At 55.5% G+C, this 12396-nt stretch carries 8 protein-coding genes and 1 pseudogene; all 9 read left to right on the forward strand.

From position 1 onward, the window contains the following. A pseudogene (locus B3P58_RS03665) lies at positions 1-330 on the forward strand (hypothetical protein); the annotation flags it as partial. A gap of 14 nt (positions 331-344) precedes the next feature. After that, entirely contained in the window at positions 345-1475 is a 1131-nt protein-coding gene (locus B3P58_RS03670) for a PepSY domain-containing protein (RefSeq protein WP_286716119.1), read from the forward strand. After that, positions 1472-1735 (forward strand): hypothetical protein, encoded by a 264-nt coding sequence (locus B3P58_RS03675; RefSeq protein WP_286716121.1) that lies wholly within the window; start codon positions 1472-1474, stop codon positions 1733-1735. Before B3P58_RS03670 ends, B3P58_RS03675 begins: the two co-directional genes overlap by 4 nt. Positions 1736-1788: 53 nt before the next feature. Then, positions 1789-5478 carry a hydantoinase B/oxoprolinase family protein gene (locus tag B3P58_RS03680; protein WP_286716122.1) on the forward strand — a complete coding sequence of 1230 codons (3690 nt, stop codon included), beginning with the start codon at positions 1789-1791 and terminating at the stop codon, positions 5476-5478. Between the two features lie 82 nt (positions 5479-5560). Then, entirely contained in the window at positions 5561-5881 is a 321-nt protein-coding gene (gene grxD / locus B3P58_RS03685; protein ID WP_145466297.1) for a Grx4 family monothiol glutaredoxin, read from the forward strand. A 231-nt stretch (positions 5882-6112) separates the two neighbouring features. Beyond that, entirely contained in the window at positions 6113-8191 is a 2079-nt protein-coding gene (locus B3P58_RS03690) for a TonB-dependent receptor family protein (RefSeq protein ID WP_286716123.1), read from the forward strand. Positions 8192-8407: 216 nt separating this feature from the next. After that, complete coding sequence (locus B3P58_RS03695; protein ID WP_286716125.1) at positions 8408-8932, forward strand: FMN-binding protein; 525 nt, start codon at positions 8408-8410, stop codon at positions 8930-8932. Next, on the forward strand, positions 8916-9644 hold the full coding sequence (locus B3P58_RS03700; protein WP_286716127.1) for a PepSY domain-containing protein: 729 nt from the start codon (positions 8916-8918) through the stop codon (positions 9642-9644). The genes B3P58_RS03695 and B3P58_RS03700 overlap by 17 nt, the downstream gene beginning before the upstream one ends. Positions 9645-9802: 158 nt before the next feature. After that, positions 9803-12396, forward strand: a 2594-nt coding sequence (locus B3P58_RS03705) for a LuxR C-terminal-related transcriptional regulator (RefSeq protein WP_286716128.1), incomplete at its 3' end; no start/stop codon positions are given.

Raw genomic sequence — 12396 nt, forward strand, 5'->3', positions numbered from 1 at the left:
GCGGCTAATATCAGCCCGGATAAACTCTCGGCCTATGCCCGCTACGAGCTGAATGGCCGCACCAGTGCGCGTCTGGCCAGCACTTACTACTTTGACCGCAGCTTCCACGGTCAGGCCAACGCCAATGCCGAGTCTTTTGCTGGCTATGCGCTGGTGGATATGAGTGTCAGCTACCGTGGCAACAACAGCACTACCAGCCTGTCGCTCGGTAACCTGCTGAACCGCGATTACTTTGATTACTACGCACAGACCTCCGATCTCGGTAATACTGCGCGCTATTACAAAGGTCGTGGCCGCAGTCTGATGCTGGCGTACGAGCACAGCTTCTGACAACGAGTCTCTGAATGACCGCTTATTACTGGTTTCGCCGCCTGCATCTGTGGGTCAGCCTGGTGCTGGCCCTGCCGCTGCTGATTATTCTGCTCAGCGGACTGCTGCTGTTGCTGGAGCCGGTATTACAAACGGGGTTACGTGCACCGGAGCCTCTGCCTCCGGCAGCGGCGCAAAGGCTGCAGCAACGCATGGAGGTGTTGCAGGCAGAGCATTCCGGTTGTGCGGTCAGTTATCTGGGGCTTTCTTCACCTCTGATTGCTCAGCCGCGTCTGTATCTGCGCTGCGCCGACGGCTTCCGCTCGTATGAGCTGGCCGCCGATGGCAGCGCGAGCCCCCTGAGCGACGGTTTTTTTAACTGGGTACTGTCACTGCACCGCACGCTGTTACTGGGTGAGGGCGGACGTCAGCTGGTGGCGATCAGCAGTGTGTTGCTGGCGCTCAGTTGTCTGCTTGGCCTGTTACTCTGGCTGGTGCGTGGCGACCGGATTCAGCTCAGCCGCGAGCATTTTCTGCCGCAGCGTTTACTGAGTGGCAAAGCCGATGGCCTGCGCCGCTGGCATGCACTGAACGGTCTGTACATCACGCCGCTGCTGATTGTGATGGTGATTACCGGTATCTGCTGGCCCTGGCGCGCGCCGCTGTACAGCCTGCTCAGCGCCGGGCAACTCAATCAGCCGGCGCTGAAAACGGTAATGGCAGGGCCGGTGGCAACCGGCATGACGGCGGATGCTGTTACGGCAGTGCCCGATCTTCTGGCCTTAAAGAGCCGGGCAGAAGCTCTGCTGCCGGGCTATCAGCTGACCGGTATTGTGACGCCACGGCCTCCGGCCTTTAACTATCAGTTACGTATGGTTGCCCGCGATGGCCTCAGTCTGGTGCCGCAACACTATCTCTTTCTGCACCCGGCCGATCTGAGTTTATTGCAGCGGGTGGATATCTGGCCGGCGCTCTCGTCAGAGCCGCAGGTATCACAAAGCGCCGGAGAACAGGCGTTGATCAGTCTGCGTTTTCTGCAATACGGTCTGCACACCGGTTTTGTGTTCGGCCTGCCCGGTGTGCTGCTGTGGGCGCTGGCATTGTTACTGACCGGTGGTCTGTTGCTGGTGGGTGGCATTGTACTGTGGCAGAGGCGGCGCTCATGAGTTTACTGCCGTTGCTGATTCTGGCGCTGATGCTGCTGGGTATCTGCCTGTTTGTGTTGTATGGCAGCTGGTCAGTGGTGCTGTTCTGGCAATTACGCCAGTTGTTGCGGCAACCGCCTGCGGCAGGAGAGAAAGCACAAAAACGGCGTCTGGGGCAGGAAAAAGCACTGCGCCTGTTGTTGCTCAGTGCCCGCCGCTGGTTAGGGCGGGCATTGTTGCTGTTGCTGATTCCGGTGGCGGCGGCGCTGTTCAGTTTCTGAAGAATCCCGCTATTTGCTGGTATGATCGCTGGCAGTAAATTACGGGTGGAATCATGTCTTCAGTTTCTTCGTTTTCCTCTGTGGATTCTTCTGCCACAGGTTCTTCTGCTGAGAGGCCGGCGCACTCCGGGCAATGGCAATTCTGGGTCGACCGCGGCGGCACCTTTACCGATATCGTCGCGCTGACACCGGCCGGTGAATTAATTACCCATAAATTACTGTCGGAAAATCCGCAGCATTATGCTGATGCGGCGGTTGAAGGCATCCGTCAACTGCAGGCCCGTTATCCGCAATACGACAGCGCCATCGCCAGTGTAAAAATGGGCACGACGGTGGCCACCAATGCGTTGCTGGAACGTAAAGGTGCGCGCACTTTACTGTGCATCAGTAAAGGTCTGCGCGATCAGCTGCGCATCGGTTATCAGACCCGCCCGGATATTTTTGCCATTCATATTGAGCAGCCAGAACCGTTATACGAACGGGTGTACGAAGTACCTGAACGTATACTGGCCGACGGCACGGTGGATTATCCGCTGGATGAAGAAACCCTGCTGGTGCAGTTAATTGAAGCGCGCTCACTGGGTTACGGCAGCATCGCCGTGGTGCTGATGCATGCCTATAAATATCCGCAGCATGAAATTCGTATCGGTGATATTGCCCGCCAGCTTGGCTTTAAACAGATTTCGTTAAGTCACCGCGTCAGTCCGTTAATTAAACTGGTGCCGCGTGGTGATACCACGGTGGCTGATGCGTATTTGTCGCCGGTATTGCGCCGTTATGTTAATCAGGTGGAGCAGGCGTTGCCGCCGACGGTACTGCAGTTTATGCAATCCAATGGTGGCTTATGTGCAGCGCAGAATTTTCAGGGGAAAGATGCGATTTTATCCGGCCCGGCCGGTGGTGTGGTCGGTATGGTACGCACCGCTCAGGCCGATGGTTTTAACCGCATTGTCGGGTTTGATATGGGCGGAACCTCGACCGATGTCAGTCATTTTAACGGTACGCTGAATAACGATCTTGAGCGTGAAACCCTGACCGAGGTTAACGGCGTAAAACTACGCGTACCGATGATGAATATTCACACCGTGGCCGCCGGTGGCGGTTCGCTGGTGCATTTTTCTGATGGCCGCTTTCAGGTCGGGCCGGAATCCGCCGGCAGTTATCCCGGCCCTGCCTGTTACCGTAATGGCGGTCCGTTAACCGTCACCGACTGCAATGTGTTGCTGGGTAAATTACAGCCACAGCATTTTCCCCATGTGTTTGGTCCTGAACAGAATCAGCCACTGGATGCTGATATTGTGCGGCAGAAATTCAGCGAGCTTGCAATACAGATCCGCAACGACAGCGGTCAGGAATATTCGCCAGAAGAAATAGCCGCCGGTTTTCTGCGTATTGCCGTGAATAATATGGCCGCGGCGGTGAAAAAAATATCGGTGCAGCGTGGTTATGATATCCGCGATTATGTACTCAACGCGTTTGGTGGTGCCGGTGCCCAGCATGCCTGTCTGGTGGCGGCCGAGCTGAATATTAAACAGGTGTATCTGCATCCGCTGGCCGGGGTGTTATCGGCCTTTGGTATCGGTCTGGCTGAGCAGCGCTGGCTGGGCGAAGACGCGGTAGAAATACCATTAACCGATGCTGCGGCGCTGACCCGCGCAGAAGAAAAATTCGCGGCGTTAATGCAGCAGGCGGATTTCACTCCGGACGCTGAAAAACAGGTGCAGGTACAGGAATTACGCCGTGCCTATCTGCGTTATGAGGGGTCCGATACCCAGTTGTTGGTCAGCTTTGCCGATGCCGCCGCTATGCGTGCCGAATTTGAACAGCAGCACCAGCAATTATTTGGTTTTATTGCCGCTCATAAATCCCTGCGCTTAGATGCGGTACAGCTGGAGTTGGTAGCCGCCGGAAACAGCGCTCCGGCAATTCCTTTTGCCAGCGGCGAACAAACTGCACAGGAAAATGCACCATTATATCTGGGTGGGAAATGGCACAGCGTTCCGGTACTGGCGCGTACGCAGCTGGCGGCGGGTTTTATTGCATCAGGCCCGCTGTTATTAACCGATGCCAACAGCACCATTGTGGTGGAACCCGGCTGGCAGCTTGAAGTGTTAAAAAGCGGGGCGTTATTGCTGAGTGATCAGGGTGAAGAACTTCCGGCGTCTGCCAGTAGTCTGGCTCAGCGCGATCCGGTCACGCTGGAAATATTCAATAATCTGTTTATGTCGGTCGCCGAACAGATGGGCTTTGTGCTGGAGAAAACCGCCAGCAGTGTGAACATTAAAGAGCGGCTGGATTTTTCCTGCGCGTTGTTTGATGGCCATGGTGAGCTGGTCGCTAATGCGCCGCATATTCCGGTGCATTTAGGTTCAATGAGCGAAAGCATTAAAGTGGTGATGCAGGGGCATACGGATATGCGCCCTGACGATGCCTTTGTGCTGAATACTCCTTATAACGGCGGCACGCATTTGCCCGATGTCACGGTGGTTAAGCCGGTTTTTATCCGGCCATTTACGGCGGGTAATAAAGCCGATTTTTATGTCGCCGCGCGTGGTCATCATGCCGATATCGGTGGTATTACACCGGGCTCAATGCCGGCGGAAAGCACCCATATCGACGAAGAAGGTGTGCTGCTCGATAACCTGATTTTAATGCGCGATGGCCAGCTTAAAGAGCAGGAGATCCGTAAGGTTCTGGCGGCGGCTACGTATCCGGCGCGTAATCCGGATCAGAATATTACCGATTTAATGGCTCAGCTGGCCGCCTGCGAAAAAGGTGCAGCGGAATTACAGCGCTTATGTGCGGCCTATGGTTTGCCACAGGTGACGGCCTATATGCAGCATGTGATGGATAACGCCGAGCAGACGTTGCGTGAGTGTCTGGCGGATTTACCGTCCGGTGAATTCAGCGCGCAGATGGATGATGGCACCTGCTTTAATGTGCGCATTGAGGTTGACCGGCAGCAGCGCCATGCCACGGTCGATTTTTCCGGTACGCAATACCGTGCAGAACAGAAGCAACATCCCGGTAATTTTAATGCGCCGACCTCGGTGGTGATGGCAGCGGTGCTGTACAGCTTCCGCGCGCTGGTCGCCAAACCCATGCCGCTGAATGCCGGCTTTTTCCGCGCGTTAACGGTTAAGGTGCCACAGGCTTCCATTATTGCGCCGCAATATCCGGCGGCGGTGGTATCGGGCAATGTCGAGACGGCCCAGTATCTGGTGGATGTGGTGATGGGGGCGCTGGGCTTAATGGCCGGCTGTCAGGGCACCAATAACAATTTCACCTTCGGTAATCAGCAGCTGCAGTATTACGAAACACTGTGCGGCGGTATCGGTGCCAGTGCGCAGGGTGACGGCGCCAGCGCGGTGCACAGCCATATGACCAATTCGCGCCTGACAGACCCCGAGATTCTGGAACAGCGTTTTCCGGTGGTGCTCGACTGGTTTCATGTGCGGCCACAGTCCGGTGGCGCCGGGCAGTATGCTGGCGGTCATGGCGTAGAGCGGCATATCCGTTTTCTGCAGCCGATGCGTGCCAATATCATCAGTGGCCACCGTCAGGTTGCGCCGCATGGCCTGCAGGGCGGCGGTGACGGCAAGCCTGGCGTGAACTTTGTGCTGCGCCATCAGGGGCGGATGCAGCGCTTATCCGGCTGCGCCTGTGTCGAGCTGGAAGCCGGTGACCTGTTCTGTATCCACACCCCGGGTGGTGGTGGTTTTGGCAGTACCGCCGATGGCTGATACCCCAGTGGCGCTGTCAGGCTTTTGCTGCTTTGTGTTAGAATCGCCGCAATTTCCATTCAACGTTTGAGAGAGAAGACCTATGGATATCATGCAGGTCATCAAAGACCAGATCGAAAGCAACGACATTCTGCTGTACATGAAAGGCTCACCAAACCAGCCGATGTGCGGCTTCTCTGCCCGTACTGTGCAGGCGGTTATGGAATGTGGCCAGAAGTTCGCGTACGTGGACATTCTTTCTAACCCGGAAATCCGTACCAACCTGCCGGTTTACGCCAACTGGCCAACCTTTCCACAATTGTGGGTAAAAGGTGAGCTGATCGGTGGTTGCGATATCGTCACCGAGATGCACGCCAAAGGTGAACTCAAGCCTTTACTGGAAGAAGCGGCGCCCCAGGCATAAGCCCTGTCGTTGCATGACAAAACCAGCCTCAGGGCTGGTTTTTTTATGGCCCGGTTACAGGAACGATAATCCCGGCAGGCTTTTCACAAGGGCAGTCGCTCAGCGGCAAGGAAGGTATTTTGTTACGCCTATAAATAACAATAATTAGCATTCGAATATTGAAGTGATTCCCGTTTGTGCTATCGTGCGCAACAATTTCGTTGCTATTCATTGCACAAGGACAAACATGTAATGACCACTCGCCCAAATCGCCCAGTATTGCTCGCTGTCGCCGTTGCACTGATTTCTGCCGATATCGCGGTGAATGCGGAAGAGCAGCAGGTTCGTTTACCCACCATTAATGTGGTTGGACCTGCTGAAACCGATGCATCCCGTCAACCGGGATCGGTTGCAGTCGTTGATAAAGAGCAGCTGGAAATCATGCAGCCGCGCTCGACAGAAGAGGCCCTGCGCAGTGTGCCTGGTGTCGTCGTCAAGCCTGAAGAAGAATCCGCCGTGGTTGCCAATATCGGCGTGCGCGGCCTGAGTGCTGCGGATTATAAAACCCTGATTCTTGAAGATGGCGTGCCGGTTGCCCCGGGACTGTTTGTCGGCAATGGTCGTTACTACAATCCCCGTATTCAGCGCATGGAAGGCATTGAAGTTTTAAAAGGTGCGGCTTCTCTGCGTTATGGTCCGAGCACCATCGGCGGTGTGATCAACTATGTCACCAAGCAGCCTGAAGACGGTGTTGTACTTTCGGCGCGCAGTGGGTCCTGGAATACCAATGAAGCAACCCTTGAATTGGGCGGCAGTGCACCTTCGAAAGAAGCGGTGTTCGGTGCGGTTGTGACCAAAGCAGAAAGTGATGGCTTTATGGATAAAGGCTATGACATGACCGATATCATGCTCAAAGCGGGTTTGGCGGTTGGTACTGACCAATGGCTCGGAATTAAATACACCGATTATGATAATGAAGCCAATATTTCCTATCGTGGTCTGTTTTTGCAGGATTATAAAGACGGTAAGCAGTATAACCCTGCTCCTGATGATTATTTTCTGACCGAGCGTCGCAGTCTTGACCTTAACCATGAGTGGACGATCAGTAATGCCTTGCGCCTCAATACGCTGGTGTACTGGAGCGAAATGTATCGCGATTACTGGCGTTACGGTGTGGATAGCGCGAGCTCAGCAGCATCGGGTCGTTGGGTATACAGCGACAGCCTGAATGGAAATAACCGTGCGTTCGAGCGTTTCGGTGTGGAATCGCGTCTTTACGCCAGCCACAGCAGTTTTGGCATCGACAGCGAAGCTGAAGTTGGCATCCGTTATATGACCGAGGAAATGCAGGATCAAACCATTAATGCTGTTCGTGCCACGCCACGCACCGGCACCATTGGCAAGGACGTTGTGGATTCTGCCGATTCCCTTGCAGTTTTCGCCCAGAACCGTTTTATGCTCACCGATGCTCTGGCTCTGACCCCTGGTATTCGGGTAGAAAAATATACGCAGGAGCGTAAAGATCTGCGTGCCGCTGCTGACAACAAAGCAGACAGCAGTAATACCGAAATAATGCCGGGTGTGGGGGCTACGTGGCAGATGAGTGCCGCAGCTCAGATCTTCGGTGGTATTTATAAAAGTTTTTCTCCCGCCCTTAACGGTGACGCGCTGAATGGTCTGGATGATCAGAAACTGGAAGCCGAGCGTTCGCGTAACATTGAAATTGGTTTGCGCGGTGCAACGGGACTGATCAGCTACGAAGTGGCCGCTTTCCGCATGAATTTCGATAACCAGATTATTCCGGCGAACAGCAATTCTGATTTCCAGCGTACAAACGGCGGTGAAACTCTGCATCAGGGACTCGAGGCCGGAGTAGGCGTGATGCTGGGAGCCGGCTTCAGTATCGATGCCAATGCTACCTGGATTAAAGACGCGCGCTTTGTGGGTGACCGTTATAATTCAGCAGGCACGCAGGTGACGACTCCTGATGGTAACCGTGTAACTTATACACCGGAAATTGTAGCCAACCTGACACTGGGTTATCAGACAGAAAACTTTAAAACAGCGCTGAGTGCCCATCATACCGGTTCACAATATACCGATGTGCTGAATACCCGCGATATTGCAGAAAACACCTCGGGATTTTTCACCGGTCAGATTGATGCTTACACCTTGGTTAACCTGAATGCGCAATATCAGATTAATCAGAAACTCAGTCTTAATGGCAGTGTGAAAAACCTGACCGACGAGCTGTACATTGCCAGTCTGCGTCAGGGCATTTATGTCGGTGCTGAACGCAGCGTTGATATTGGCCTGCGGTACCAGTTCTGATCGAATCGGGCCTGTTTAATGAGCGTTAACAGGCCCTGACGACATGCGCGTTTAATGTGCTCCCGTTTAACCGCAGATGCGTTTCGGTGTCTGTGCAGGGGCCATTAAATCGTTCTTTGACAGGTCCGGACACTCTGAATCATCCTGCACCGATGGCGCCATGATGGCAGCGTGACCCGGACCGATAAGCGCCCAACCCAGGCCAGAGCGAACCCTATGCGGTTGATCATTATTCTGCTGCTGGCGTTATCCGCCAGTCCGCAGGCACTTGCCAAAGGCACCTATCTGACGTTGCCACAATTGCTGGGCGAGTGGTTTCCCAGCGGGCATGAGGCACGTACTCTGTGGCTGAGCAATGAGCAGAAACAACAGGCGCAGGAACTTATCCGTTACGATCTGCGTCAGGCGCGGGTCAAATACTGGACGCACAATGGCCACAATTTATGGGTGCTGAGTGAAACCGGCAAAGAAAAACCCATTACCTTTGCCGTGCGGACCCATCAGGGTGTGATCGAACGGATTGAGGTGATGGTCTTCCGGGAAATCCGTGGTGATGAAATCCGTCTGCCGGTGTTTACCGCTCAGTTTGCACAGTTGCAGTTAACCGATGATGGCGAGCTGAGCGGTCATATCGACGGCATTTCCGGTGCCACCTACTCGGTGCGCAGTATGGAGAAAGTTGCTAAACTCGCGCTCCTTCTCGATCGCTGGGCAGCCTCTGCGGATGAAAACCTCCACTAGACGTCAACTCCGCTTCTGGCTGCACAAATGGCATCGCCGCGCCGGTCTGCTGGCGGCACTGATCATTATTCTGGTGACCTTAACCGGCCTGTTGCTGAATCATATTGCCACCACCGGCCTTGATCGCCTTTATCCTCAGAATGCCCTGATTCTGACGCCTTACCAGCATGCTCTCAGTCGCCCGCAGGGCTTTGCTGTGGACGCTCAGTGGCTGTGGAGCGCCGATGGTCAGCTGCGGCTCGGTCAGCAGGTACTGGGCGACTGCCGTCAGCTGCAGGGCTATGCGCGGGGTGAGGATTCGCAGTTTGTCGATTGCAGCAGCCAGTGGCTGTTGCTGGATAGCAGCAATCAACTGCTTGATGTGCTCGAGCCTTCATTATTCAGCGAAGAACCGCTGAAGGCTGTGGTCTGGAGTGATGGGGCCTATCAACTGAATATTGCCAGCAGCTGGTTTACGCTGGATCTGCTCAGCTATCAGCTGACACCGGCTGCCGTTCCGGTTGAGCGCGCGCAACCTCGGCAGTTTTTACCATCGCAGCTGGCGGTTGCCCGCAATGAATCCATCAGCTGGCAGCGGGTGTTGCTGGATCTTCACTCCGGTCGCTGGTTTGGCTCGTGGGGGGTATGGCTGGTGGATGCTGCAGCACTGATGCTGTTATTTCTGGCGTTATCCGGCGCCTGGATCTGGTTCAGCCGTAAGCGCGGATTCTGACGCACTTACCTCTGTTTGCCTGCCCTGAGCGCATTGTCAGCCGGTTACGGGTACCACCGCCTTACTTCGTGTAATATGCTTGCAACTCAACCACCGCACATCGTTGTTGTCAGCCAGCGACGGTGGTTTCAGATCCGTCAGCCGAGTCAGACAGTTTCATGGTGTTTACAGCAAAGCCCGATGCCCCACAGTCGCCCTGGCTGGAATCCCTCGATCAGAAAGCCGTAGCCGCCTGGGTGACGCTTAAATGCCGTCGTCCGGATGCTCCGCTGCACGCACTTGACCGTGCGGCTTTGTTACTGGAGGCGCTGGAGCAGACCCGTGTGGTGTGGGTGAATGCCCCGGCCGGTTACGGAAAAACCGTCTTATTGGCCGATGCCGCGCGGCAGGCTGAACGCCACGGTACTTCCGTTATCTGGCTGACCCTCGACAGCCGCGATACCCCTGATGCTTTTTTCCTGCGCCATTTTCTCGAAGCGGCGGAACGTCAGCTGCCGGGCGTGGCCACCGATGCTCTGGCGCACTGGCATGAAACCAAACGTCGCGGGCATGTTGATGTTGAACAGGTATTGTTGTTGTGGCTGCAGGAACTGGCCAGTTTTGAGCGGCCGCTGCTGCTCTGTTTTGATGATGTTCACAGCCTGCAGGACAGCGACAGCTGGCAGGTACTGAACCTGATTGTTGAACAGTTGCCTGCGGGCGTCAGCATGGTGCTGGCGTCGCGTTATATACCCAATCATCTCGGGCGTTTACGCCTGAATACCGGCCTGGGCTGGCTGGGGGTCAGCGAGCTGGCATTCAGCGATGATGAAACCCAACAGCTGTTGTTATTGCATGGTGTGGATATCAGTCCGCAACAGATTCAGCAATTGATCCGGAGACTGGCTGGCTGGCCCGCCGGACTGGCAATCTGGCTGGCCTGTTACCGCGCCGCCGGACGACCGCTGGAGCCGGCGGCACAGCTGGCGCAACAGGAGCTGAGCGATTATCTGCTGGGTGAAACCCTGCATCGTTTACCCGCAGATGTGCAGCAGTTTGTGCAGCAGGCTGCGGTGCTGGGCAGTTTTAATGAAGAGCTGCTGCAGCATTGCACCGGCTCGGCGGATTACCATCAGCCGTTGCAGCAGGCTTTACGCCTGAACCTGTTTATTGAGCCACAACTGCACCGTGCGGGCTGGTTCCGCATGCATCCGGTGATGGCTGATCTGCTGGCGCGACAGCTGCCCCAGCAGGAGCGCAGTCATCTTCATCATCTGGCTTATGACTGGCTCAGTCAGCAACAGCAGCCGGTTGCTGCATTGCATCATGCCCGTGCAGCGGGCCTCAGCCAGGAAGTACAGGACTGGGTTGAACATGAGGCCGAAACCATTCTGGCCAATCTGGATATCGCCGGTCTGTTGTCATGGTTTGAATTACTGGGCGACGGGTTGCTGTACTCCTCGCCACGTCTGATGGCCATTGCCGCCTGGTCGTGGTTGCTGACCCATCAGCGTGAAAAAGCCGAAGATATGATCAGCCGCCTGCTGCAACGCCAGTGTCTGGCCAGCTTTGAAGAGGCTGCCTTGCAGGGCTATCTGGCGCGGTTAAAAGGTCAGTTAAGTCAGGCCGAACCTTTGTGTAAGCAGGCGCTGGAAAATCTGCCGCCGGCTCGTTTTACCCTGCGGATTCTGATGAGTTCAACGCTGGCGCAGCTGCGTCTGGCACAGCACGATGCCGATGGCGCACGTATCTGGAACCGGCTGGCGCAGGATCTGGCACGGCAGAATAACGCTCCGGCGATGGAAGCGCTGGCACTGTTTGATTACGCCCGCATTGAACTGAATCGCGGTCATATTGCTCACAGCCGCGAAATCGTTGAGCGTGGCCTGGCCTTGCTGAGTGGCTATGGTGAGCACGGCGAACGTTTACCGCGCGGTCGTTTACTGCTCTACCGTGCCGTGTTGCGCTGGCTTGGCGGTCATGATGACACCTTATTGGATGAAACCCTGCAGCAGGGCATTTCGGCCAGTACCCAGGTTCATGATGTGTGCGTCTGTTACGGCTATGCCATTATGGCGATGCGTTTTACTGCTGCCGGAGATTATGCCGCGGCACTGAATGCCCTCGACAGTGCAGAGCGGCTTATGCAGCGCTGGCAGGTCGAAGTGGACAGCTACCAGTGGCTGATCATGGTGAAAGCCAATGTCTGGATTTCTCAGGGTAAGCTCAGCCGGGCACAAAGTTGCATTGATCAGCTGTTACAGGGACAGAGCTGCGCGCAGCTGCCACGGCCGGAGTTATTTCCTATGCTGCCGGGACTGGCGGTTGCGACCCAGGCCCGGTTATATCTGCTGGCCGGTAAAGCCGCTGAGTGCCTGCACGAAATCGACAGTTGGCTGCGCCAGCGTAATAACAACCTGAGCATGATGCTGCTGCAATTACTGCGTGGTGCCGCGTTGCGCGCCCAGAATCAGCACACAGAAAGCCAGCAGATTTTCCTGCAGTCGGGTCGTGTGCTGCAGCGTGAGGGAATTGGTCTGGATCTGCTGGTCTGGGTGCCGAATCTCAGTGATTCTCTGCCACAGCGTCCGGACAGTGAGCCGGCGGAGCTGAGTGTTAGTCTCAGTGAACGTGAACTGGAAGTTCTGCGCAAGATTGCCCAGGGGTTGTCCAATCAGGAAATTGCCGATCAGCTGTTTATTTCCCTGCATACGGTTAAAACCCACGCCCGCAAAATTAACGTCAAACTGGCCGCCAAGAGCCGTACCCAGGC

It is taken from the genome of Thalassolituus sp. UBA2009 (assembly GCF_002335285.1).
Classification (GTDB): Bacteria; Pseudomonadota; Gammaproteobacteria; order Pseudomonadales; family Oceanobacteraceae; genus Venatoribacter; species Venatoribacter alkanivorans.

What these genes read in the sequence shown, in the direction of transcription:
- B3P58_RS03670 (WP_286716119.1), top strand. Translation starts at nt 345, where the DNA reads ATGACCGCTTATTACTGGTTTCGCCGCCTGCATCTGTGGGTCAGCCTG.
- B3P58_RS03675 (WP_286716121.1), top strand. Translation starts at nt 1,472, where the DNA reads ATGAGTTTACTGCCGTTGCTGATTCTGGCGCTGATGCTGCTGGGTATC.
- B3P58_RS03680 (WP_286716122.1), top strand. Translation starts at nt 1,789, where the DNA reads ATGTCTTCAGTTTCTTCGTTTTCCTCTGTGGATTCTTCTGCCACAGGT.
- grxD (WP_145466297.1), top strand. Translation starts at nt 5,561, where the DNA reads ATGGATATCATGCAGGTCATCAAAGACCAGATCGAAAGCAACGACATT.
- B3P58_RS03690 (WP_286716123.1), top strand. Translation starts at nt 6,113, where the DNA reads ATGACCACTCGCCCAAATCGCCCAGTATTGCTCGCTGTCGCCGTTGCA.
- B3P58_RS03695 (WP_286716125.1), top strand. Translation starts at nt 8,408, where the DNA reads ATGCGGTTGATCATTATTCTGCTGCTGGCGTTATCCGCCAGTCCGCAG.
- B3P58_RS03700 (WP_286716127.1), top strand. Translation starts at nt 8,916, where the DNA reads ATGAAAACCTCCACTAGACGTCAACTCCGCTTCTGGCTGCACAAATGG.